This is a genomic window from Rhizobium sp. N621, assembly GCF_001664325.1.
In the GTDB taxonomy this organism is placed as follows: domain Bacteria; phylum Pseudomonadota; class Alphaproteobacteria; order Rhizobiales; family Rhizobiaceae; genus Rhizobium; species Rhizobium esperanzae.
Window position 1 is genome coordinate 78,471 of sequence record NZ_CP013497.1, and the last position, 22,938, is coordinate 101,408.

At 59.1% G+C, this 22,938-nt stretch carries 18 protein-coding genes and 5 pseudogenes; 14 read left to right on the plus strand and 9 right to left on the minus strand.

Annotated features, from left to right (window positions below):
• The first annotated feature begins 350 nt into the window (after nt 1-350).
• From tnpA to AMK00_RS33170, 8 genes and pseudogenes are all read left to right on the plus strand, one after another.
• Nucleotides 351-758, plus strand: a complete 408-nt coding sequence (tnpA, locus tag AMK00_RS31145) for an IS66-like element accessory protein TnpA (RefSeq protein WP_080956205.1) — start codon at nt 351-353, stop codon at nt 756-758.
• The gene (tnpB, locus tag AMK00_RS23035) at nt 755-1,102 is read left to right on the plus strand and encodes an IS66 family insertion sequence element accessory protein TnpB (protein WP_008536653.1); all 348 of its coding nucleotides are present in this window, start codon (nt 755-757) and stop codon (nt 1,100-1,102) included. Before tnpA ends, tnpB begins: the two co-directional genes overlap by 4 nt.
• Before the next feature lie 45 nt (nt 1,103-1,147).
• Nucleotides 1,148-2,803 (plus strand): IS66 family transposase, encoded by a 1,656-nt coding sequence (gene tnpC, locus AMK00_RS23040; protein ID WP_004675068.1) that lies wholly within the window; start codon nt 1,148-1,150, stop codon nt 2,801-2,803.
• A gap of 25 nt (nt 2,804-2,828) precedes the next feature.
• A pseudogene (locus AMK00_RS23045) lies at nt 2,829-3,890 on the plus strand (ATP-grasp domain-containing protein); the annotation flags it as partial.
• A 647-nt stretch (nt 3,891-4,537) separates the two neighbouring features.
• Entirely contained in the window at nt 4,538-4,687 is a 150-nt protein-coding gene (locus AMK00_RS33165; protein ID WP_237350511.1) for a CPCC family cysteine-rich protein, read from the plus strand.
• Between the two features lie 733 nt (nt 4,688-5,420).
• Complete coding sequence (locus tag AMK00_RS23055) at nt 5,421-5,654, plus strand: hypothetical protein (protein ID WP_016737406.1); 234 nt, start codon at nt 5,421-5,423, stop codon at nt 5,652-5,654.
• A gap of 67 nt (nt 5,655-5,721) precedes the next feature.
• Nucleotides 5,722-6,287, plus strand: a pseudogene (locus AMK00_RS31160) (ATP-dependent DNA ligase); the annotation flags it as partial.
• Nucleotides 6,288-7,483: 1,196 nt separating this feature from the next.
• A complete protein-coding gene (locus AMK00_RS33170) occupies nt 7,484-7,720 on the plus strand; it encodes a hypothetical protein (protein WP_049731160.1) in 237 nt (78 codons plus the stop codon).
• Between the two features lie 69 nt (nt 7,721-7,789).
• On the opposite strand, the gene AMK00_RS23065 is transcribed toward AMK00_RS33170, so the two are convergent.
• Nucleotides 7,790-8,806 carry a sensor histidine kinase gene (locus tag AMK00_RS23065; protein ID WP_012489446.1) on the minus strand — a complete coding sequence of 339 codons (1,017 nt, stop codon included), beginning with the start codon at nt 8,804-8,806 and terminating at the stop codon, nt 7,790-7,792.
• A 222-nt stretch (nt 8,807-9,028) separates the two neighbouring features.
• Here AMK00_RS23065 and AMK00_RS32170 point away from each other — a divergent pair.
• Nucleotides 9,029-9,557, plus strand: a pseudogene (locus AMK00_RS32170) (PAS domain-containing protein); the annotation flags it as partial.
• Here the strand turns inward: AMK00_RS32170 and AMK00_RS23070 are convergent.
• The 7 genes and pseudogenes from AMK00_RS23070 to AMK00_RS23100 all read right to left on the minus strand — a co-directional run.
• A pseudogene (locus tag AMK00_RS23070) lies at nt 9,535-10,495 on the minus strand (ISNCY family transposase); the annotation flags it as partial. The pseudogenes AMK00_RS32170 and AMK00_RS23070 overlap by 23 nt on opposite strands.
• A 240-nt stretch (nt 10,496-10,735) precedes the next feature.
• On the minus strand, nt 10,736-11,725 hold the full coding sequence (locus tag AMK00_RS23075) for a hypothetical protein (RefSeq protein WP_012489447.1): 990 nt from the start codon (nt 11,723-11,725) through the stop codon (nt 10,736-10,738).
• 101 nt (nt 11,726-11,826) lie between these two features.
• The gene (locus tag AMK00_RS23080) at nt 11,827-12,486 is read right to left on the minus strand and encodes a DUF1007 family protein (protein ID WP_012489448.1); all 660 of its coding nucleotides are present in this window, start codon (nt 12,484-12,486) and stop codon (nt 11,827-11,829) included.
• Between the two features lie 505 nt (nt 12,487-12,991).
• Complete coding sequence (locus tag AMK00_RS33465; RefSeq protein WP_257784634.1) at nt 12,992-13,117, minus strand: hypothetical protein; 126 nt, start codon at nt 13,115-13,117, stop codon at nt 12,992-12,994.
• A 93-nt stretch (nt 13,118-13,210) separates the two neighbouring features.
• Nucleotides 13,211-14,105 (minus strand): annotated as a pseudogene (locus tag AMK00_RS23090) (nucleotidyl transferase AbiEii/AbiGii toxin family protein).
• Nucleotides 14,098-14,691, minus strand: a complete 594-nt coding sequence (locus AMK00_RS23095; RefSeq protein WP_012489450.1) for a DUF6088 family protein — start codon at nt 14,689-14,691, stop codon at nt 14,098-14,100. Before AMK00_RS23095 ends, AMK00_RS23090 begins: the two are co-directional and overlap by 8 nt.
• Nucleotides 14,692-14,812: 121 nt before the next feature.
• Nucleotides 14,813-15,022: a hypothetical protein gene (locus tag AMK00_RS23100; protein WP_064811959.1), complete on the minus strand. Its 210-nt coding sequence runs from the start codon at nt 15,020-15,022 to the stop codon at nt 14,813-14,815.
• A 323-nt stretch (nt 15,023-15,345) separates the two neighbouring features.
• Between AMK00_RS23100 and AMK00_RS23105 the strand changes: the two genes are divergently transcribed.
• Nucleotides 15,346-17,955 (plus strand): hypothetical protein, encoded by a 2,610-nt coding sequence (locus AMK00_RS23105; RefSeq protein ID WP_064811960.1) that lies wholly within the window; start codon nt 15,346-15,348, stop codon nt 17,953-17,955.
• Between the two features lie 208 nt (nt 17,956-18,163).
• On the opposite strand, the gene AMK00_RS33175 is transcribed toward AMK00_RS23105, so the two are convergent.
• Nucleotides 18,164-18,454 carry a hypothetical protein gene (locus AMK00_RS33175; RefSeq protein WP_237350505.1) on the minus strand — a complete coding sequence of 97 codons (291 nt, stop codon included), beginning with the start codon at nt 18,452-18,454 and terminating at the stop codon, nt 18,164-18,166.
• Nucleotides 18,455-18,479: 25 nt separating this feature from the next.
• Between AMK00_RS33175 and AMK00_RS23110 the strand changes: the two genes are divergently transcribed.
• The 4 genes from AMK00_RS23110 (at nt 18,480) to sctJ (ending at nt 22,936) form a co-directional block, all read left to right on the plus strand.
• Nucleotides 18,480-21,020 (plus strand): hypothetical protein, encoded by a 2,541-nt coding sequence (locus AMK00_RS23110; RefSeq protein WP_225882926.1) that lies wholly within the window; start codon nt 18,480-18,482, stop codon nt 21,018-21,020.
• A gap of 304 nt (nt 21,021-21,324) precedes the next feature.
• Nucleotides 21,325-21,582: a hypothetical protein gene (locus AMK00_RS23115; protein ID WP_049731157.1), complete on the plus strand. Its 258-nt coding sequence runs from the start codon at nt 21,325-21,327 to the stop codon at nt 21,580-21,582.
• A 50-nt stretch (nt 21,583-21,632) separates the two neighbouring features.
• Entirely contained in the window at nt 21,633-22,109 is a 477-nt protein-coding gene (locus AMK00_RS23120) for a hypothetical protein (RefSeq protein ID WP_004672583.1), read from the plus strand.
• The gene (gene sctJ, locus AMK00_RS23125) at nt 22,106-22,936 is read left to right on the plus strand and encodes a type III secretion system inner membrane ring lipoprotein SctJ (protein ID WP_049731156.1); all 831 of its coding nucleotides are present in this window, start codon (nt 22,106-22,108) and stop codon (nt 22,934-22,936) included. The genes AMK00_RS23120 and sctJ overlap by 4 nt, the downstream gene beginning before the upstream one ends.
• Nucleotides 22,937-22,938 lie beyond the last annotated feature (2 nt).

The window sequence follows — 22,938 nt, forward strand, 5'->3', positions numbered from 1 at the left end:
TCTGAGCACTGAACATTAATGATAGAAAGTGCCCCGATGTTTGTGCGGCTGGCACAACTCTTGCTGGTGTGAATTGAAGAGCGGGAGCCGACGAGAGTGCCGAGAGTGACGAGAAGAGCGCTAGTTTTTATCGAAGGTAATACCGCCGGTACCGGACAACTTTATGTCCGGGCCGCGCAGGATCTTGGGCTCCATCCAATAGTCCTGGCAGCTCCGCCCGTCCAATACGACTATCTTAAGGAAAAATGTATCGAGGCAATCGTAGTTGATACGTAAGCCCACGGTGAAGGCCGTCTTGCGATAGAGGGCTTCTGACTGCCAGTCCTAGTGGTAACACTAGGAGTAGTCATATGACGAAGCATCCAATTGAGGTGATCACGTCTGTAGAGCGCCGTCGGCGCTGGTCACGCGAAGATAAAGAGCGCCTTGTCGCTGCGTGCTTTGAGCCAGACGCGGTCATCTCCGAGATTGCCCGCGCGGCCGGCATCCATGTCAGCCAGTTGTTCCGTTGGCGCAAAGAGCTTTGCCGGATCGACGAGCCAAGGTCTGATACGGCGACTTTGGTGCCGGTGATCGTATCCGAGGCCGCTTCGACAGTCTCTCCCGTTCAACCGGAATCGCCCACCACATCCCACCCTCGTCGGAAGCGTAGCGATGTGACAATCGAGCTTGGACGGGGTCGGCGCGTGCGCGTGGATAGCGACATCGATACGGATGCCCTTGGCCGGATTCTCGATTGCGTGCTGGGGCTGCGATGATTCCGGTTCCGAGTGGCGTGAAGGTCTGGCTGGCGACAGGCCACACCGATATGCGAAAAGGCTTCCCCGGTTTGTCGTTGATGGTGCAGGAGGCGCTGAAGCGCGACCCGATGTGTGGACACCTGTTCGTATTCCGCGGCCGCGGTGGCGGTCTGATCAAGGTGATCTGGCATGACGGCCAGGGCGCTTGCCTGTTCACGAAGAAGCTGGAGCGCGGCCGCTTCATCTGGCCATCAGCGGCCGATGGCACGGTGGTGATCACGCCTGCGCAGCTCGGTTATCTGCTGGAAGGTATCGACTGGCGGATGCCGCAAAAGACCTGGCGGCCGACGTCGGCCGGATAAGCAAAAACACTGGAATGACAGGGTCGAATATGATTCCATCCTGTCATGAGCAATGCGACCGAAGAGCTTCCGGACGACCTTGCCAGTGCGCTTGCACTGCTGGCCCAGGAACGCGCTCGACGTGTCGCAGCCGAAGCAGAAGCAGCGACCGCCAAGGCAGAAGCCGCCAGCGCAAAGGCACTCGTATCGCATTCCGAGGCGCTGATCGCGCGGCTGAAGCTGGAGATCGACAAGGTTCGCCGTGCACTCTACGGCAGCCGGTCCGAGCGCAAGGCGCGGCTCCTGGAGCAGATGGAACTGCAGCTCGAGGAGTTGGAAGCGGACGCCGGTGAAGATGAACTGGCGGCGGAGATCGCAGCCAAAGCTTCAGCCGTCAAAGCCTTCGAGCGCAAGCGTCCGTCACGCAAGCCCTTTCCCGAACACCTGCCGCGTGAGCGCGTCGTAATCGCCGCTCCCACGAATTGCGCCTGTTGTGGATCGGTTAAACTGTCGAAGCTTGGTGAAGACATTACCGAGACCTTGGAAGTCATCCCGCGTCAGTGGAAGGTCATCCAGACGGTGCGGGAGAAGTTCACCTGCCGCGAGTGTGAGAAGATCACGCAGTCACCCGCACCCTTCCATGTGACACCCCGCGGTTTTGCCGGGCCGAACCTGCTGGCGATGATCCTGTTTGAGAAGTTCGCCCAGCACCAGCCGCTCAATCGCCAGAGCGAGCGCTACGCCCGCGAGGGCGTCGACCTCAGCTTGTCGACGCTGGCCGATCAGGTTGGAGCATGTGCCGCGGCGTTGAAGCCCATTCACTCCCTGATCGAGGCGCATGTCCTTGCTGCCGAACGTCTGCACGGCGACGACACGACCGTGCCGATCCTGGCCAAGGGAAAGACCGATACGGGCCGCATCTGGACCTATGTCCGGGACGATCGGCCGTTCGGAGGGCTCTCTCCGCCGGCGGCCCTTTACTATGCCTCGCGGGACCGACGGCAGGAGCATCCGGAGCGCCACCTGAAGACCTTCAACGGCATTCTGCAGGCGGACGCCTATGGCGGCTACAATCCGCTGTTCAAGGTTGATCGCGATCCAAATCCTCTAAGGCAGGCGTTTTGTTGGGCACACTCGCGGCGTAAGTTCTTCGTGCTCGCCGACATTGCCGCAAATGCCAAGCGTGGAAAGAACGCCGCGCCGATCTCGCCTATGGCGCTCGAAGCCGTCAAACGGATCGACGGCCTGTTCGATATTGAGCGCGAGATCAACGGGCTTACGGCCGATCAACGCCTGGAGCGTCGCCGGAGAGACTGTCTGCCACTCGTCGATGATCTGCAGGTCTGGCTTCAAACCGAGCGGGCAAAGCTCTCACGCAGTTCTCCGGTGGCGGAGGCGATCGACTACATGCTCAAGCGCTGGGATGGCTTCACATCATTTCTGCAGGACGGCCGGATTTGCCTGACGAATAATGCGGCAGAGCGAGCGCTCAGAGGCTTTGCGCTCGGCAGAAAATCCTGGCTCTTCGCCGGATCAGACCGCGGTGCAGATCGTGCGGCCTTCATGGCCACATTGATTATGACGGCAAAACTCAACGACATCGATCCGCAGGTGTGGCTGGCCGACGTTCTTGCCCGCATCGCTGATACGTCGATTACCAGGCTGGAGCAGTTGCTTCCGTGGAATTGGACGCCGCCGACCGTCAACGCTCAAGCGGCCTGACCTGCGGCCTTCACCGGAGCCTTACGTTGATACGAAAGATCTTGATGCGCTTATCCGCGAATGTTCCCGCCTCCGTTCAACGTATGACGTAGCTGGGATCACCTGCGCCAGAGAGGCATTCTATGCGACTAGTGGCAAACTCTGTCGGCATTTTGGGCTACCAGGCCCCAATCCGGAGGCGGTAGAAAGATGCTGCAACAAATTCACGCAACGTCAGCTCCTTAAGGAAGGAGGCGTTTCCGTACCGTCATATTTTCTAGCAGTGAATACTACCGAAGTTATATCCGCCGCTGCAGAGATTGGCTTCCCTGTAGTTGTTAAGCCAGTCGTAGGTGTTGGTAGTGCCGGTGTACGACTCTGCTGCAATGTCGATGAGCTGTGTGAGCAGACGAGCCATTTGCTGAACAGCACTGACGTGCGAAATTTCTCGTCAGGCATACTGATTGAAGAATTGGCGCGAGGCCCACATTTTTCGGTTGAAACAATGGGGACTGACGTTATAGGGGTCTGTGCCGCTGATTTCGGCCCACCGCCGCACTTCGTGTATCGTCATTTCGCATTTCCGGCCCCGCTGAATGAATACGAGTACCAGCGTATCGTCGACGTTGCACAGAGTTCTTTGCGAGCTCTCGGTCTTGAATGGGGACCGGCCAATATCGAACTCCGGTGGACGAGTCGTGGACCCGTCGTTATAGAAGTCAATCCGCGCCTTGCTGGAACGCCGGACCCACAATTGATTCTCTTAGCATACGGTATCGACCTCATCACCGAGCACATCAAGCTTGCTATCGGCGAGGAGTCGACGTTGCACAGGAGACGTTCGCACACTGCGGCCGCCCGAATACTAGTTCCTGACCGCGACGGCACACTAACGTGGTCTGATAGCGAGAGCCGGTTGGCCGTTTTACCAGGTGTCGCCGAGGTCAAATTGTATCTAGCTACGAACACGCCGATCATTAGGAAAGGAGATGCCCGAGACTGGATCGGGCACGTCATAGCGGTTTCACCGAGCCTAGCCCAGTGCGAGGCGATCCTTCAGAATGCCGTCGATCAAATCGATTGGACAATAACTCCATTTCCGACGTAAACGCCTATTTCTGCCCACATCGCCAGGCCTTTGATCTTCGGTTCCAGCTAGAGGCATTTGTGAGCCGCGTTCCCGCCGTATCGTGTTTCGTCAATTCGCATTTCCGGCCCCGCTGAACGAATACGAGTACCGGCGTATGGCCGACGTTGCACAGATTTCTTTGCGAGCGATCTCACCATCAGTGAAGCAAAAGTAGAGAAAACCCGGACAACCGGCTGATAATTTACGATCGTTTGACGAAACAGCGCGCGCGCATCTTGCAAATACTGCTCATATGCCTGCAGTTGTTGTTCTGCTTCGATTGTGATCGACCTCAATCTCTTCGGCAACGCCAGTTGATCAGGGTCTGGACGGCGAAACGGGTGACGGAGATCATCAATCCGTGGAGCGTCGCGATTGCCCTCCTGCCGTAATCCGATTGCCGGGATAGTCACCAGAACACGCGGTGCGGCAGCAATTTGCCGACCGATTCGGCGACGAAGTAATAGGCACTGCGCGGCGTACTAGGCCCTGTTGACAAAGTCTGTGACTGAGGTGAACCTCTCGCAATGTAGTTTCGCAACATCATTGAGCCTTACGTTGAGGGGCAGGCATACCGGTGCCCGTGCTGCCATTTCGCGACCCTTTCAGAGCGAGGCGGCTACGAGATTCGCCCTGTGTGTTTTTGGGAAGATGATGGGCAAGACGATCATGATGCTGAGTTGGTCCGAGGCGGTCCGAACGGCCCGCTGTCGCTGGTCCAAGCGCGACTGAATTTCGCAGAATCCGGCGCTTGCAACCTTCCACCATCGCAATAATATACGTCCGCCTACCGAAGCTGAACGCTAACGATCCCCAAATGAGCTGAACTCTGATTCAAAGCTGCTCTTTGCTACCAGGAGGACGCGTCTACCCACCAGATCAGAAAAGCTCATGCGCGCGTGCAAGTCCGGTCGCAATTGCAAGCTCCTCGAGGCTGTAGCCTCTGGAGATACGAGCAGCCCTGCGGCTTGCTGCCGGGGTCGTATCTGACATGACAATCTGATCCATGTTCTTTATCTCCAATTTTGCGTGCAAGAAATGTCCTAAGAGGCATTGAGTTCCTAGTGCCGCGAGCTAGTCCGCAGGCGCCCTCTTGCTCTTCTCCTCGCGTAGTCGCGACATCCTCAGACCTTCCGTCAGCGGCGCGCTTGAGTATGCCATCTTCACTACTGAGGAGAAGGGCAGGGTCGTCGACTGGCCGCCCGGTTGTGAGCAGGCGATATTCGGCCGGGTGCTGGACGAGATGCCGGGAAGGCCGCTGCCATTAAGCTGGGCACCCGAAGATTGGGCCGCAGGGGTTATGGAAGCGAGCTTTCATGTTCGCCGCAACCGCAGCAGACCTCACCGGATCTCTCGTCTTGTTCATGTTCCGAAGCCGCATGAGGTGACCGTTCTCGACTGTGGCGTCCTTTGAGTGGGGAACGACCGCCGTCAGGATCCCGAAGAGTTGGAGACTGAGGTCTTGTTGTAGATCGCTCCTCCGCTATGTCGATAGCTGGAGGATGTCACATGCCAACGCACGACAAACACTTCCGCATGCTTTCGGAAGCGGTACAGGCTTGGTACCGCTATTACGAAGTCGAACCCGACGACCAGGCGTCGCAAACCTTGTGCTCGGCCGCCATCGAGTTCTTCAACGAAGGCGCGAGATCGTTAGAGGATGTCACGACGCTGCTCATCGGCACCTATGTCGGCAGGTGGGCAACACGTGTAAACGCGCCGACGTCGGCTGCCGTTCACTGACCTGCCCGATTGACTGCATAACCAGGCTTCGCCCTGAGCATTCTTAATCGATCGACAGCTTCCAGCCGACGGCCACGACCTCACTGGAACCGAACTCGCCTCGCGACGCCATCTTCTGGAAGGGCTGGTGCCGGCAGGCGGCGAAGACGCCCTTCGACTGTCCGAGGATCGAGACGGACGGAGAGGTTCTCCTGCGCATCGCCTGCGACCACGGGCTTGAGGGGATCATCGCCAAGCGAAGGGACGCCACCTATCGACCCGGTCGGCTGGGTGAAGATCAAATGTGTCCAGAGCGATGGCTTTTTAATCATTGGGCATGAGAAGTCGACGGCGTCATTGCGGGCATTGGGCGGCTGCTGCTCGCCGCGCAGAGGAAAAGAGCTGGTATGTCGGGGGAGTGGGAACCGGCTTCAGCGAATGTTCTGCGGGTGAGTTCCGGAAACAGATAGACAAACTGACCATCGGCAAGCCCCCTGTCGATACGGACGGAAGTGAAATGCGGTCTTCGTCGATCCGAAGCTTGTTGCCGAGATCAAATATCGAGCGTGGACGCACGACGGGAAGCTGCGGCACGCGTCATTTAAGGGGCTGCGCGACGCTGCTGATAACGCAGGCGTTTATGAGGTGCAATAATTCGCCGGCGCCGCTACGACCCGTAGCGGCCAATTCACGCCCGCGATGGGCTGAAATCCGTCCCTGGTCGCTGAATGAGGTTGCAGTTTACAATTTCTTCCGGTCCTCCTGCTTAGGTGTGATTATCCGCACGAAGCGATAGAGCCATGGAACCGGCTGGAAACCTGCGACACGACATCGAGGCGGCACTGCAACGTCAAAACTTGACGGGTTGGCAGCGAACGTTTCTTGCCGACATTCACGCTCGCCTTGAGCGTTCTGGCGGAAATGCTCGCCTCTCAACAGTGGCGAAAGACTTTCGAGATTCTAAGGCAGCGCTCGGCCCGCCCCATCGCAATCCGCGGTCGTTCCCTTTCCCCGATCTCGCCACCAGCCCAAGAAAATGTTCGTCCCCAGTTTTGGTAGAGCAGGCAGACGGCTGGCCATTGGGCTCCTGATCGTTGCTGCTGTGGCCGTCGCACAGCAGGTATCCGATTTGGGAGGGCAATTTCAGTCAACTCCGGCACAGCGAGGACATCTGTGGCCCAGGAATTCACGGTGACCGACGGAGACACCGTACACGTCGTTGGCGATGCCGCCGGAACACGTTTGGTGGGCTTCAACACGCCGGAGAAGTTCTCGCCCCAATGCTAATATGAGCGCCAACAGGGCGAGCGGGCGTCGGCGCGGCTTCGAGAGCTGGTTGCCGGCGGCAGCACCGAACTGAGAAAAGTCGCGTGCTTTTGTCCGCCGGGCACCGAAGGTACGAAGAAATGCGACCATGGCGCTCTTTCGGGATGCTGTTGGTTGACGGGAAGGATGTCGGCAGCATTCTGATCAGCGAAGGCCTTGCAGTACCATTCGTCTGCGGCCGCAAGAGCTGTCCTCCGAGGCCGAGACCATGGTGCAAGGCATAGCCGACGAAATCCGGTGGACCCGTTGGATAGTGAGCGCCTTATGACGACCATCGAAAAAAGCGCCCCTGACTCCTTTTTTGAAAGGAACAAAATGGGAACATTCCTGAGGCGCTCTATTCCATCTCGAATACGGAGGATCCGGCATGCCTACGGTGTTGTTCAGACACGACCAAGACATCTCGCTTAACGATGTACTGAAGATTGCAGTCTACGCGAAGCACGTTGCAGGCAGTGCTATGAAGTGTTCGCGGAAGATGGTTCGAGGTCTCGTCGGACGCTCTGTCGCGGCGAGCGCGGGACGTGTCTGATGCCCTCGATTTCAGTGAAGAACCATATTTCTCGCCGGAGACGACGAGGAAGGTTCTTAAGCTTCGCAATGCGGTGTGGGGTATGTGCTTCGACTATCTCGGTGAATGCGGCCACCTGGGCAAATCAACCGACCTTCTCAGGATGGACCAGGACCTGGAATACGTCGTCGAAAAACTCGTCATCTACCACCTGTCTCCTCAGGAGATCGAAGGCCGAGTAGGCGCATGAAGGCCAGTTGTTTCGCTGATCTTGGCATCGGCGACGACACGGAGCCTCGGGGCAGCATTTGACATCTCTTCATACTTCAAGATCCGGACAATTTTGATATTGCAGTTTCTGAAGCGATGCCTCGAGGTCGAGCTTGAAGCCGGTTGCGGCGTAGTCAAACGAGACGTCTCCGAAAGCGGACAGGCTCGTATTGACCAAGCGGGAGCCGAAGCCCTTCTTCTTTGGGGCTTCCACGGCTGGGCCACCGCTCTCTTGCCAATGGAGATTGAAGCGATCGTCGCCGACATTTTTGCGCACGGACCACTCGATCTCGACAGTTCCTGTATCCCCTGATAGAGCCCCGTACTTTGTCGCATTGGTGACAAGCTCATGCAGCACGAGGGCGAAGCCAAGAGCCGCTTGCGGGTTCAGGCTGACTGCCGGACCGCTTGCTTTGATGCGGCTCGGTTCAACGCCGAGATTCACCGTGGTCGCTTCGATGATCGTATCGACGGCTGCGGATAACCAGTTCTTCTGCAGCAAAATATCGTGCGCGTTTGCATATGCCTTGATGCGCGACGAGATCGACTGCTCCGCGGCTTCGATGCTGGCGGCGTTCCGGAATGACTGGTTGGTGATCGCCTGAACGACTGCCAGCGTGTTCTTGATGCGGTGAGAAAGTTCGTGCATCAGGACGCGCTGTCGCTCCTCATTTTCCCGCTGCTCGGTTCGATCCCTGAGGATCTTCACGAAGCCTTCGAGTTCGCCATCATCCGATCTCAACGCCATCATCTGGCCCGACGCCCAGAATAACGAGCCGTCCTTTCGAAGGTGCCAGCGCTCATCATCTCCATGGCCCTGGGTCAGTGTGGCGGTCATTTCCCGTTGAGGAATGCCCGCCGCGCGGTCTTCCTCAGTGAAAATAACGGCCACGGGATGGCCGACGATTTCGGTCTCATCCCATCCGAGAATTCGGCGGGCACCCTCATTCCAGGTGATCACTCGGGAGTCGAGATCCAGGGCGATGATCGCATATTCGATGGCACTCTGAAGGATTGCTTCGAGAAAGCGCTCCCGAGCGCGACTGGAGGTGGAAATGGGGTTCATGATTTTATTCTGCGCCTGATCCTTCCGGTCGCGCAAGCGGAATTGCCTTACCTCATCCCATACAGGCGCAATGACAACGCCATCGAATCGTGACTCCCGGACGGGCTGGTCGGGAAGCCTGCCGCATAGGCCAGTCGGTCGATCGTCTTTTAGGAAAAAGACGGCGTGCGACGTTATCGGACCTCTTATTGAGCGTGGAAGCATGACGACCCAATTTGACAACTGCACGGCGACTTACCTTCGGTATCGTCAGAAGCAGCCTTGGCCGACCGGAAAGAACTTGCGGCGGTCGCGTTCGAACGAATAGGATGCCGATGGTCGTCAATGGCGCGCGCAAGCCGGATCTGCCGATCGTGCTGGCCTACAGATCATTCCTCGAGCTGACCGGTTGCGCCGCCGGAGAGGTGCTGGGCCGGAATTGTCGTTTCCTTTAGGGCCCGGCGACGTCTCCGATCGCCGTCGCCGAACTTCGCGCTGCATCGCCGACGAGCGGGAGGTGAGCGTCGAGATCTTGAATTATAAGAAGAACGGGGAGCAGTTCTGGAACCGCTTGCATTTAAGTCCCATCCATGGGGACGACGGAAGGATGCTTTATTTTTTTGGATCGTAAATCGACATGACGGAGTACCGGCGGATAGAGGCGCTGGAAGCGTCCGAGCATCGGCTGCTGACGGAGGTCGGCCACCGGTCGAAGAACGTCCTCGCCATCGCGGACAGCATTGTTCGCCTCACCAACGCCGACGATCCGGCCGGAGGCGGGCAAAGAGGGCGAGATTGTAAGCGACCACCGATGACCAGACATAAGCCTTGAAGTGGTCGAGCCCACGCCAGGTGCAGCGCCCCAAGCCACAAGCGCGTTTCAAACATGAGATGCCGGCCTCGATGCCGGCGCGGAAGTTTCTGAGCTTGCGATCGACCCCGGCTACCGACCATATCTTCGATCTTGAGGCCGCACTTCTTGTGGAAGGCCATGTCGCGGATGCCGCAGGCTTTGGCTCGGCTCAAATTATCGCGGCTGGCATAGCCGGCCCTGATGCGGCGCCTGGCCATAAAAGGCGATGTGGCGTTCCAGCATCGGCAGCAAACGCTTGCTGTCTGCCGGTTGCCGGTTTCGACGACGAGGTCGAGGACCAGTCCGCTTCTGCCGGTGGTCAGATTGAGTTTGTGGCCGTAGTCGACGTCGCGGCTGCCTTCGACGATGATGTCGGCATGCGGCTCGAAGAGGCTCACCAGCTTCTCGCCAGCCGGCACCGGCTCGCCGGCCAGGACCCGCCGTTCGGTCTGGCCGATGATCCGGTCGATCAGCAGCTTATAGTGGCGGAGCTGGGTCTGCCACAGTTCGCCGGCCGGGCCAGCCGTCAGGGGCAACTGTTCACTCGCCTGCTGCAGATAACTCAAGGTCGTGCGCGTGATCTTGAGCAGTTCGCGGTAGTGCTTGATCCGTTTGGGGCGGCCGCGGGTATTCGATCGCTCGAGCCCGCTTCTTTGCCGCGCGGCGGTGGTCGTGCCATGGGATGGCGCTACCCAGTGCCACGGCCTGCTGCAACAGCCGCACCGTCACCCGGACAGCGTCCCATAATAGGCTACTGTCGCTCGGCTCATGGATCAGTGCGGCGGTGACGTGCTGTCGACGCGCACGACCTTGCCACTTTCCAGCTTCTCCTGCCGGGCGCTCGCCAGCAGCACCCTGCCAGAATAATTTTGCCCTGCGAGGAAAAGCAAAATTCGTGCGTGTTTGTGCCTGTGGTTCCCAAGGTTGCGAGTGTCGCGGCATTCAGGATAGAACGAGCGAGTTCCATCTCAGTGTGCTCCAAGCATTGGCGGCGACGAGGAGGCTGCTGCAGCAATGTTATACGCAGAGGACTTTGGTCGTCAAAGCTAAAGGTGACATTCAAAACGACGATCGTTTTCTCAGATGCCACCCGCTTTTCAATTGGATGCTTGGCAGAGGGGAATTGGACGCGGCGGTGGTGCTGGATGATCCTGCTTATATCTTGCGATGATCGGCTCCAGCCGCTCTTTCGGCCAGAACTGCGGAGAGCCGATCTCGCCAAGGCAGGTAGCGTTCCAGTATGATCCAGCGCTTACTGGCGACTTGCCCGATGTCGTTGCCCGGCCGACCGCGGCGATGTCGCGCGCCTCCGGGTAGATATAGAGCGTCGTCGGATTATCCTTGACCATCGACAAGACTTCCGGGGTCTCTTCCGGCGACCAGCTGGTGCATCCGTCGCTTCGCCCGCCCGCATAGGTGACCAACTTCCCGACAGGGACATAGCCTTTCCGATCGGCATATGGGCTCTCCGGCTTTTTCTGCATGCAGATCCCAGAGACGAGCGCCGCAGCATGCCCGCCGATTGCGCGTTGTCTGGCGTTGGCGGTATCGCCGATCCCATCGAATTGAACAAACGAGCGGGTCAAAACCGCCTCTCTGTTAGAAGGCGCCAGATAATAGCCTTTGAACGAGGTCTTGATCTCGCTTGTCAGATACGCGCCACCGGCGGTCAAGTTTGAGTCCAGCGCGTTGCCAAAATTCTTAGCGCATTCCCGGCCGTTGGAGAAGTTGACCACGCCAGGGAGGTTGAGGCCGCCACCATGCCCTGCCGAGATCACCCGAAACGACTGCTTCGCCTCGCAGATCACGTAGAACCGGCCAACTGTCAGATCGTTGGGTCGTGTCGCATCCATTGCGAAGTAACAGGCGTTCTTGACCGTTCCCTCCGCGACCTTCTCCAGATATAACCTCCGCGCCCGCTCCAGAACCACGCGCGTGATCTGGCCTTTCCCGTCGCCGACGTAGTCTGCTATCCAAGCCGGGAAAGGCGAACTCTTGCCCGCGGCACGTGCGGGAGTTGATCCGGACAGCATTGGTGCCAGGATGACCAACCCCGTTGCTAGCAAAAGGTTGAGCCTGGAACGCATCTGGTGCTCTCCGTGATGTAAACAAAGACCTGAATGACATCGATCATCATGACAGAGGCGACAACGAGGTTCGATAGTTCGCAATTATGCCTCGACACTCCTTAACAGCGCACTTCCAATCGGGTCGCAACAATCTGCGAGTAGTCTGTGCCCACTGGATCGTTGAAGAACATCGTCGTCAGCATCGCCTGATTTTCGGAAAGGATTTCTTTCGAGCCAGGCCTGACGACTTTGTGAGTGCAACCGCTAAAGCCTTCGCCCGAGATTTTCAGATCGGCATCGCTGGCAAAATCGAGAGCAGTATAGAGTGTCGGATCATAAACGCCGAAAACAATCAATCCTTTGAGCGGCGTCTTGGCCATTGGCTTCTGTGCGAAAGACAGGGTGAGGGAGCCGTTCTCATAGGTCCCATGCAGGATGTCCGGCTTCGCAAGCGCGAGTGTTTTCCCATTGATCGTGATGTTCATATAATAGTTGTACTGCGCAAGCGACTCCCGGACTGTTTTGGCGACGGCAGCAACTTCCGCAGGGTCGAGGGCATTGTTGCGGTTCTTGTCGTAGTCGAGCAGCACTGACGACGAAAACACCTCATCGAACTGCCATGTGTCGCGCAGCTCCTGGAGGCTTCCATCGGGCGCCGCGACCGCCTCGAATTTTGCATCAACGAAGATATGGGGATGGGCGAACGTGTTAGTCGGCATCCCGAGGAGGAGAAGTGAAGTTGCGATAGTGGCGTGGCGGCGTTTGTTCGCGAGGCTCATGCTACGTGAGTGTCGAGAAGATTGCGACGGATTTAAGTTTCGATCGCCGTGGTTTACCGGAATGCACCTTCCGCTATTTCGCCGCCGAGACGTTGGTCGAGTTCCTCGTGCTGGCCGTTGCGGCAACTTGGCGATTCACGCCGCCACCGCGCGCCTATCGCTGCGGCAGCACAGCCGGCTTCGACGCATCTTCATTCAGACAAGGCGATGGCAAAAATCATCGTCACGCCCGGGCGCGCTGGCCCTGTCGAGATTGCGGCCTTCCTGATGAAAGGCGACATCGATCCGCTGGACGCCAAGAAGTGACCTTCGTCTTGTCGACCCCCCCCTGCGGGAATAGAGCCAATCAAGCGTGCGGCGCGCCAGTGGGAGGACGCGTGCCGTTGCGGCAAGTGGAACATCCGTGTCGATTCTCGCGTCAGCGATTTTGGGCTTGCTCGGGCTTCCGGCGAGATTGAAATTGGGAATTAGAATGCCTTCACTGCAAACACACCGGATCTTCATTTTACGTGGCGCAACTTTCCTCAAACGAACCCGCACCCGTGCGGTATTTGGCCACATCCTCGCCGAGGCCGGAGCCGGAATAACCGGGTCCGAGCTTCACTCTCATCACATCAAGGGTGCCTGCCACGAGCAAACGCCTAATAATTGGCGCGAAGCCAAACCGCGTCGGTGACAGGGCACTCACAGTAATGGGCAGGTGCGGCTGTGGGCCGGCAATTGCTTATTTTGACGCGTCGCTTTTGTTGGCATGCGCCTGAATTTGCGTGCATCGCTCGAACAGGTGCTCGAACGGCTCGGAATCGCCGAGCAGCAGACCGTCGTCGACCATGCGCGCGTAATCCTCACCGAGTGCGCGCAGACCTTCTCCGGAGGGTGTCAGAACCAGATTGCCATTGACGGCTGCGGCGTAGTCGATGGGCGAGCGGTCGGCCGCCTTTTCCGCAAAGAACATGGATTTGTGTTTCGCCACGGCATTGGCAAGCTGCCGATCCGCGAATGCCTTGTCGGCGAAACCAGCATCGTTCAACCGGACGACGTCATGCCAATGACGAGCAAAACGATCACCGCGGAGGCGCTCCTGCAGGCAGAAGACATGGATGGCGGTCGCTTTCTCCCAGAACGTCCGCTCCGCGTGCATGACGCGGGGAGTCGCTTTCGGAAATTCGACACCATCAACCTGACCCGACGCGTCACAGTCGACATCGCGAATACTGGCCGGCTCGCCGGTGGATCGGTCCCCGAATTCGAGCATGACGCTCCGGGCGACATAACCGGATCCGCTGCTCACCGCGTCATAGTCCACGCTTCTCCTCGCTGCGGGTTTTCGGCAGCGCCTCATCATTGTCGCCGACCAAGTCCGGCGCCAGGGCGCGGATATCATAGGTCAGGTCGACATCCTCGGAGAACCTTTTGATGACACCGTAGGCTTTCGATAGCGAAGTGCCGCCCTTGAAGACGAGATGCTCACCGAGCTTGGACGAAAAGAGCGTCTGCAGCGTCCAGACGACCCAGACATCCTTTTCGAGGAGATGAATGGGCCGTCCGGTGCGGTCGGCCGCCACCGCCAAGGCTTCGCGTCGGTTATCCTTTGACAAGGTCAGAAACAGATCAGCGATGCGCAGCCTTTCCTACGCTTCTTGCAAGCCAGGTCGGAAACTGCGGAGCCGCCGCCACCAGCTCGCCGAACGCGTCTGGCGGCAGCTTTCGCTTGATCCGCGACAGTGCTTCATCGGCCCTCTCCGGCCCAAGCCATGCAAGTGCGCGGACCGCCACGCCAGCAGGTCGATCTGCCAAGGCCAATTGCCAGCGCGGCACGTGCTTGAGCTCGACCGTCTGCTGTCCAAGGGTCATCGTCCGGCTACGGCCGGATGTCAGGTAGACGGAGCGGACCGGGACCTGGGAGGTCAGGCCCAGGGCATTTGCCGCGGCGGCGCCATTCGAGACGATGACCTCACCGCGCTGCTGCGCCACCGCCTCTACGGCCTGTTCGACCGTCGGCGGCCGACTGCCAAAGCGACTTTTGACGGGCCGCATATAGATACCACGGCCCGCCCGGACGAGCTCGCCACGCTCGGCCAGGCGCGACAGAGCCCGATCCAGGGCGGCTCGATTTCCGAGATGCAAAAAGCTCTTTGCCGAAAGCGCGGATCCTTCCGGCAGTCGTTCAGCATGTCCCATGATTTGCGATGTCAGCTTTTGCATGGCATTTCTCTTGTCAGAAATATATGCAAATTTCTGACAGTTTGCAATGAGAGGGGAAGACGGCGAGCCCGGACGGTGCTGACCAATTTTTATCGGTCAGTGACCCGCTGTCTCTTCACAATCACGATTCATCTATCAGGCCGTCAAACACTTCCACCATCGCATCGCTGATGGCCTTGCCTAGCGCGCCTGCAGCGTTTGCAAGCGCCTCGTCGTCCATATCGCGAGCGGCCATCGCAAAAGCAGTTCCCTCGGACGTTACGATTTCCCGCGCCCGCTCAATTGCCCAAAGGCCGAAGTCGCTGCGGCTGCTGATTTCCACGGTTTCCATGTTGTCTCCTGATTTGTTCGAGAGGACGGCTTATACCGATTTGCCGGACAATGCAGTCTGAAAACCGAGCCCGAGGACCGACTTCGATCTGTCTCGTGAGCGCATTCCCTACGGGACCGTGCTCTATTGCGCCGCACCTTGGCGACTGCGGTGTCACCAGCATTTGTACTGCGGTATAATTTGGAAGCGCTATGTGGGGGTCAATGGTTCAATTTTGCCGCTCCGATAGCACCCATTTGTCATATCACTGAAAAACTTCTGACCTAACGAGGCTTTCCGGGCCTCCGTTCAGGGTGCGGCCGTCGATCAGGAGTGACGAAATCATGTTGCAACGTGTTGGCAGCGGATCGAAAGAGGTCGAAACCCTGGTCGTGGACCTCGGCCAGAAAGACGTGACTGGCCGTTTTGCATCGACAAAAACCATCGACGCCGGCGAAATACGAAAGATCGCGCCGAGCGGTAACGGGCAGGCACTCGACATCTCCGCTGCGCGGGGCTTCGTCGGGTTTACCCAGAGCAAAAGCGGCGCCACCGCGATCCTGGTCGATGCAAAGGTGAGCACGCCCGAAACCGACCCGGGCAACGATCTCAAGATCGACCTGGACGGTTTGAAGAAGGTTGCCGCTTCCGAATTCGGCAGCACCGTGCCCAACAATATCACCCACCTGTTCAACCCGACCATCCAGGCGATGGCCAACCAGCTTTACGGGGGAGACAGCCCCGAGGTGCGCGATCAGTTCAAGGCCGACGTCAAGGCGCTTCTCGGTCCGCTGCTCGACAAGGTCGGTGCCGGAGAGGTCAGTCAGGCTGATCTTGGCGGCCTTCTGGAGCGCCTGACGTCGCAGTTGGCGGCTCCCGGCGGCAAGGAAGTCTGGGGTTACCGCCACGCGGTGCAGACCGCGCTCGAAGGGCTCGTCATGGGCGCCAGCCTGGTCTCGAAGTTGCCGGCCGATGCCGAGTGGGACAAGAGCGTCTCGCCGCTGCCCTCCAGCAATCTCGCCAGCTATTCGTTCAACGACGTCATGGCGGCGATCATGATCGGCACCGGGCTGGCCGGCAAGGGCATTGCCGCCAACGGCTCAGACGGCGGGCGCTTCTTCGCCGGCAGCGGCGGCGACGCCTGGATCGCCGAGCGCATGTTCGCCACCAAGGACAATGGCTGGAGCAAGACCATCCAAAGTCTCGATCTGCCCTATATCGACAGCGACTATCTGACATCCAGCCTCAAGAAGATGGACCTTGTCATGTCGGGCTCGGATGCCATCGAGCCGGTCGTGGAGCGCCCGATCGACGAGAACGACATCCTGGAAAGCAAGGTGCTGCGCGGCTACGCTCCGTCGACCGCCTATGAGCCGACGCTGAAGAAGCTCGACGAACTCAAATACGGCATTCTCGGCGACGCCGTGAAGGACGTGAACCGGGATTTCGTCGCGCCCGACAACATGGACCACCTCGACCAGCTGACGCCGGAACAGAAGGCGACGCTGCTCTACGATCTCATCGAGATCAAACAGCAGTTCAATGGCTATATGAACCAGTATGGCGACAGCGTGCCCGATGGCGAGCGCGTCGGCAAGGACCTCGATGCGCGGATCGAAAAGCTGACGGCCGATCCGGCGACGCAGCAGCATCTCTCGGATATCTTCGCGAGCGGCATGAAGGAATATCTGCAGCGACCGGAGAATTCCGATCTGCTCACCAACATCGAGGACGCCTATCTGATCGACATCGGAGGAGGCAAGGCGATCGACCGGGCGCTGAGCGCCGGCAAGAGCTTCGAAGATGCCCTGAAGGATTATTATTCCGAACTCAACACCCTCGTCGATCTCCTGCCCCAGGATTATATCGATGCGCATCTCGACGCCGCGAACGTCACCTTCGCCAATATCGTCAAGGAACATTATATCGGCGACGGCCAGGGTGTCGATCTCGAGCCGCTGCTGTCGGGGCCGGATGACACCTTCGAGCCCGGGGCGACGAATGACGCCATCAGCCAGTTGGCAACTACGTTCGCCGAGGATTTCATCAGCAAAAACGGCCCGGCCGATGGCGGCGAAACGCTGAAACAGAACCTGGCGCAGGATATAGCGCGCGACGTCGACGGCGTTCTGCGGATGGTGCGCGGCGGTATGAAGCTCGACGATGCGCTCGCCTCCTTCAAGGATTCGCTCGATCTGCCGCGCCAGACCCGGACACCTGCCGGCATCGATGCCGAGGTGTACAAGGCCGGTCTGGTGCACGCCGTGCAGATGCTGACGATGTCGAGCGTGCTGGTGGCGCGCGGCCTCGGCGCCGGCGGCAAGTGGACGCCGGCCGATATCGCCGCCGCGGTCGGCTCGGCGACGCAGATCGTCGGCATGACGATGGAAGGTCTCGGCAAGAACCTCGACGTTGCCGGCAAACCGTTCAGCGCCTTCGGCAATCAGCCTGGCAGCTGGGGCAAGGGGATCTCGATGAACTTCTCGCCGAAGACGATTGAAGCGGCAGGCAAGATCCTCGGCGCGGCCGGCGGCCTCGCCATGGCCGGCCTCGGCTTCTATTCGGCGTCGCGGTCGATGAAGGCCGGCGACCGCGCCAAGGGCGCGCTCGAAATAATCGGCGGCATTGCCGGTACCGGCAACGCGCTGATCGGTTTCTCCGAGGCGATGCTTTATCTGACCAATGCCATGTCCCGTGCCTTTTCCGGACTCGCAACGGTGGCGCCGGAAGTCGTGACCATCTTCAGCAGCGCCGCCAAAACCGGCCTTGCCGCGGCCGGACTGGTCACCGGCCTCGTTGCCTCGGCCGTCGGGCTGGCGCTTGGTCTGTGGGATATGGCCAATGGCGTGAAGAAGCTCGACAAAATGGAAAAGCAGCTGAACGAGAAGCTTGAACGCTACACCGGCGAGTCCGTGCATCTCGAATTTGGGCCAGACCCGTCATTCATCTGGTAGAGGCAGAGGGGCGGCAACGATGACCGCCACAGCCTGGGAAATACCCTGCGACCCCTCGGTAAAAATGTGATTTTTGATCTCCAGGCGCGAGGCCGCTGCATTTTATGCAACCGCGATGTCGCGATCGGGCTTGAATTATCACGCAAAGGTCGATCTTATGCCTAACGTAAGGTAAACGACGTCATCCGCGAAAAGCGGAAAAAGAAAATCAAAGGGAACGCATGTCATCGATCGCACCAGCATCTTCGGATATCGATACGGTTTCATTTCTCCGGCTAAACGCCAATTCCGATCCAAAGTCCGAAAATTCCACGAGCCAGGGCAAAACCACGAGCACCACGGTAAAGAAGGCATCGCCTTTTGCCTCTGACGGGACCACGACGGCAGCCCTGACGATTTTCTCCTCTATATCGGCGCAGACGAGCAGTCCGAAGTTCGTTTCGCTGGCCGCCACGTCGAATGGCACGTCCCGCCCTACCGCGCCGATCCAGCCGGTCATCGATCTCCTGTTCAATTCCGATTTCATGAGCGAGATCAATCAGGGCTTCATGGAAGGGCTGAAGGACAAGGACAAATCCTTCGAGAGCATCGACGTCGTCAAAAACCCTCACAATTACACTGCCGAGCAGAAACTGATCATGTATCTCGATCTGCTTCAGACCAAGGCGACCTTCGGCCAATACAAGGACAGCCTCGGCGACAACCAGCGCGGCATCTACAACGACCAGGAGATCCTGAAGGATCTCGACAAGTCGATCGCCATCCTGGGCTCGGACCCCGACGTCAACTCGCTGATGACGGAGAAGGCGCTGAAGGCCTTCAAGCTGATCTTCTCCGGTTATCGCGTGGCGCCGCCCGATACGAACAAGGACGCTTCCGAGATCATCAACGACACGATAACGCGTGACGAGAAGATGAAGGACCTGCGTACGAAGGTCGAGGATGCCTTTGAGCGCGACATCGTCAATGGCGGCCTGCTGAATGACGGTCTCAAATCCGGCAAGGACGTCACCACCATTCTCAAGGAATATAATGCCGCCCTCGGCTTCTATTCCATGGTGCTTCCCGACGATTTCGTAAAGCAGCGCTCGGCGATTGCCGACAAGACCTATGCCGAATTCTTCGACAAGAACGTGCTGCCGACGATCTCCGATCCGACGACGGCGCTCGATGGCCTGATCCGCATGGGACTGGCCGGCAACAAGACCGAGCGGGAACTGAAGGGGCTCGGCTCCATCCTGCCGGTTGTGGATTTCGACCAGTCGCTCGGGCTCGGCGGGAGCCTGTTCCCCGATCTCAAGATCGACCTCGACGGTTTGAAAAAGGTTGCCGCTTCCGAATTCGGCAGCACCGTTCCCAACAATATCACCCACCTGTTCAACCCGACCATCCAGGCGATGGCCAACCAGTTTTACGGGTCAGACAGCCCCGAGGTGCGCGATCAGTTCAAGGCCGACGTCAAGGCGCTTCTCGGTCCGCTGCTCGACAAGGTAGGCGCCGGAGAAATCGGCATCGGCGATCTCGCCGGCAATCTGGAGCGCCTGACGTCGCGCCTGAGCGCACCCGGCGGCAAGGAGGTCTTGGGCTACCGCCATGCGGTGCAGACCGCGCTGGAAGGGCTCGTCATGGGCGCCAGCCTGGTCTCGAAGTTGCCGGCCAATGCCGAGTGGGACAAGAGCGTCTCGCCGCTGCCCTCCAGCAATCTCGCCAGCTATTCGTTCAACGACGTCATGGCGGCGATCATGATCGGCACCGGGCTGGCCGGCAAGGGCATTGCCGCCAACGGCTCAGACGGCGGGCGCTTCTTCGCCGGCAGCGGCGGCGACGCCTGGATCGCCGAGCGCATGTTCGCCACCACGGACAATGGCTGGAGCAAGACCATCCAAAGTCTCGATCTGCCCTATATCGACAGCGAATATCTGACATCGAGCCTCAAGGACATGGGACTTTCCATGTCAGGCCTGATGAAGACGCTGATGCCCGGCACGGATGTGATCGATCCAATCATCGTCGACGGCAAGACCGCCGAAGAGGCGATCAAGAAGATCATCGCCCCGAGCCTCGACGCGCTGGCGGAAACCCTGTTCAAGGGCAATGCCGATGCCATGGCGCAATACAAGACCAATTTCACGACGATCTTCACCGCGCTTTGGGCGACGATGCGACCGGGCGGCAGCGTCGAAACGATCAAGGCCGACCTTGCCAAGCTGATCGACAAGACCGCGACGGCGGCGCCGGCAGGGGTCGATCCTGTCAAATACAAGGCGGCGCTCTCTTCCGGCGTGATGTCGGTGCTTACCGCATCCCGCTCCATCTATGCCGGCCTCAACATGACGAGCCCGACCTGGGACAGCATCGGCATCGTGGTTCTGCACGCCCTTGGCGCTCTCGCGCACATGGGCAGTGCGCTCGGCTCGGCGATCAAAGCCTCGAATTTTTCGCTGCTGGATGGGATCAGTTCACTCGTCGGCGTTTCCGACGAGCTGGCGCGGGCGCAGCGCAGCGTGCTCTCCGCCTTTTTCAAGAATACCGGGACGACGGTTGGCGCCGTTGCCGGCATCGCTTGGCTGCCGGTGGAATATTACCAGTTCCTGCAGGGGCTCACCAGTGGCAAGGGCGATCCGGTCGATCTCATCTTCATGGGTATCGGAACCGCGGCGGACACGGTCGGCGCGATCGAGGGCATCGCAGGCGTTGCCAATATGCTGGTGAATTCCACCTTCCTCGGGCGCACGGGCGCAACGGTAGCGCTCGTCTCCGGCGGCTTCTCGCTCGCCTTCGCGATCGCCGGCGCGGTGTCCTGGGCGGCCTGGGCGGGCTTTGCCATCTACCAGAGCATCAAGCAGGAAAAAGCCTTCCACAAGCAGACCGACATGATGAACGACATGCTTAAGCGCACTGTCAACGACACGGTCGGCATCTACGCCAAAACAGGTCAGCGCGTCGGCGCCAAGGGCGGCGTCGCCCCCGCGCCCCGCGACCCGGAACAGCGCGAGCTGACCCCTGAGAACTGGGACGCGATCATCGCCGATATCGAGAAGCGCCGCGGTACGGCGGTGGGCTGATCCGGGACGCTTTCGCAACACCAAATATCTGGGTACTCACAGGCCCGGTTGGCGTAGAGGCGGTCGGGCCTGTGAACATTTGATGGCAATAAATTTAAGTATGAATTTCATGCGCAATCTGGATATCTGCTGCGCTTTATGGATAAAAACGTTCAATTTTAATATAAAGGTCGAGAAAGTTGTCAAAGCCGATTGTAATTTCCGAAAATTAACCATCGGTTAAGTTTAAACAATTGACCGGCCGTTTTTTTATCCATATCAAATCATGCATTCATTTTGATAACTCCTTGATGGAAGTGCTCATATGGCCGTAGATGCAGTGAATTCCGACCTGAACCTGGCGCCTGCAAACCCTGTCTCGGTGGGGCTGACGACTGATAAGACAGGTTCCAAGGACACCACCGGCAGCACGACGAAAAAGGTCGATCCGAACAGCGAGAGCGAGATACTCTCCGCTGCCGTGGACGCGTTTCTGCCAGGCATGATTTCCAACACCCTGATGCTGAACAATTCGCTTTTCAATTTCGCCAAGGAGGCGATCGACGAAGGCAGCGACGAGTAGCGTTCCCGTTCATCGTTTGCAGTTGACGTGTACCGAGTTGAGGAATTGCAATGAGCGGAGAAGAACTTACCGGCCGCGCCTTTACGCCGCCCGTTGATGGCGTATCGACAGGCAATGTGCTGAAGACCTCGGAGATCGTGGCGGAACGGATCGGGCTGCAGCCGGCGGATTTCGCCGGCCTTCGGCCAACCGAACTCACCTCCATTCCCAACATCCAGGGCCGCAAGATCGCGCCTGAGTCCGACGCCGTCCCGCCCTCCTATTCACCGGAAGGCAATACCAGGCCCTCCAGCATTCTCGACCGGCTGTCGGCATTCTTCATGCCGGTGGCCGGGAACGGCCAGCCGGAGACGCCGCTGGTGCGATTTGCCGCGGACAAGGATCACAGCGGCCCGAAGATCGAAGACATCACGACATCGATCGACCGGCTGGAGAAATCACAGCAATTCGCGACCGGCACGACGCTGCTGTCGTCACTCACCCAGTCGGTGATGTCGTCGTCCAAACGGCTGACGCAGGGCCAGTGAATATCATGATCACATCGGCCCTTGCGAGATCACCGATCACTTCGCCCGCGCGCAAAGTCCTTCCGAAGGCCGCCATGCTCGCCCTCTGCCTGTTCCTCGCCGCCTGCAGCCAGGACGTGCTGACGGGACTCGATCAGCGCGATGCGTTGGATGCTCAGGTCCTGCTCGAACGCGCCGGCATCTCCGTCACCATGAAGAGCGAAAAGGGCGGGACCTATGCGATCGCCGCTGAATCAGCCGATCATGCCCGGGCGATCGAGTTGCTGGCGGACGCCGGTCTGCCGCGTCAGTCGTTCGGAAATGTCGCCGAACTCTTTCCCGGCAACGGCTTCCTTGTGACGCCTTACGAACAAAAAGCCCGGATGAGCTACGCCATCGAGCAGCAGCTTGCCGAAACGCTTTCGGGGCTTGACGGCGTGGCGACGGCGCGCGTCCATGTGGTGCTGCCGGAGGAAAACGGCCGCGGGCTCATCAAGGAAAAGGCGAGGGCGGCGGCCGTGTTGCAATATCGCCCCGGCGCCAATCTCAACGAGATCGACATGAAAAGCCGGTCCGTTCTGGTCAACAGCATCCGTGATCTCTCTTACGAAGATGTCTCGGTGGTGGTCAGCCCCTGGTCGGAGGTCGGCGCGCCGGCGGCCCCGCCGGCAACGGCAGCATCGGCCCCGGCGGCAACCGTGACGCCGGCACCCGCCGCAGCGCCATTCTCGATGGTGCAAAGCGCTCTCTCGGCTTTCAAGGCCCCCAATCTGGCCGTGATCGGCGCAATTATCCTCGCCATCGGGGCATGCCTGCTGCTGCTGTTGCCGCAGCGGAAGGAGCGCTGAGC

Coding starts and splice junctions, on each gene's coding strand:
- tnpA (WP_080956205.1), top strand. CDS start 351: ATGACGAAGCATCCAATTGAGGTGATCACGTCTGTAGAGCGCCGTCGG.
- tnpB (WP_008536653.1), top strand. CDS start 755: ATGATTCCGGTTCCGAGTGGCGTGAAGGTCTGGCTGGCGACAGGCCAC.
- tnpC (WP_004675068.1), top strand. CDS start 1,148: ATGAGCAATGCGACCGAAGAGCTTCCGGACGACCTTGCCAGTGCGCTT.
- AMK00_RS23055 (WP_016737406.1), top strand. CDS start 5,421: ATGCCAACGCACGACAAACACTTCCGCATGCTTTCGGAAGCGGTACAG.
- AMK00_RS23065 (WP_012489446.1), bottom strand. CDS start 8,806: ATGAACCCCATTTCCACCTCCAGTCGCGCTCGGGAGCGCTTTCTCGAA.
- AMK00_RS23075 (WP_012489447.1), bottom strand. CDS start 11,725: ATGCGTTCCAGGCTCAACCTTTTGCTAGCAACGGGGTTGGTCATCCTG.
- AMK00_RS23080 (WP_012489448.1), bottom strand. CDS start 12,486: ATGAGCCTCGCGAACAAACGCCGCCACGCCACTATCGCAACTTCACTT.
- AMK00_RS23095 (WP_012489450.1), bottom strand. CDS start 14,691: ATGCAAAAGCTGACATCGCAAATCATGGGACATGCTGAACGACTGCCG.
- AMK00_RS23100 (WP_064811959.1), bottom strand. CDS start 15,022: ATGGAAACCGTGGAAATCAGCAGCCGCAGCGACTTCGGCCTTTGGGCA.
- AMK00_RS23105 (WP_064811960.1), top strand. CDS start 15,346: ATGTTGCAACGTGTTGGCAGCGGATCGAAAGAGGTCGAAACCCTGGTC.
- AMK00_RS33175 (WP_237350505.1), bottom strand. CDS start 18,454: ATGACCGGCTGGATCGGCGCGGTAGGGCGGGACGTGCCATTCGACGTG.
- AMK00_RS23110 (WP_225882926.1), top strand. CDS start 18,480: ATGAGCGAGATCAATCAGGGCTTCATGGAAGGGCTGAAGGACAAGGAC.
- AMK00_RS23115 (WP_049731157.1), top strand. CDS start 21,325: ATGGCCGTAGATGCAGTGAATTCCGACCTGAACCTGGCGCCTGCAAAC.
- AMK00_RS23120 (WP_004672583.1), top strand. CDS start 21,633: ATGAGCGGAGAAGAACTTACCGGCCGCGCCTTTACGCCGCCCGTTGAT.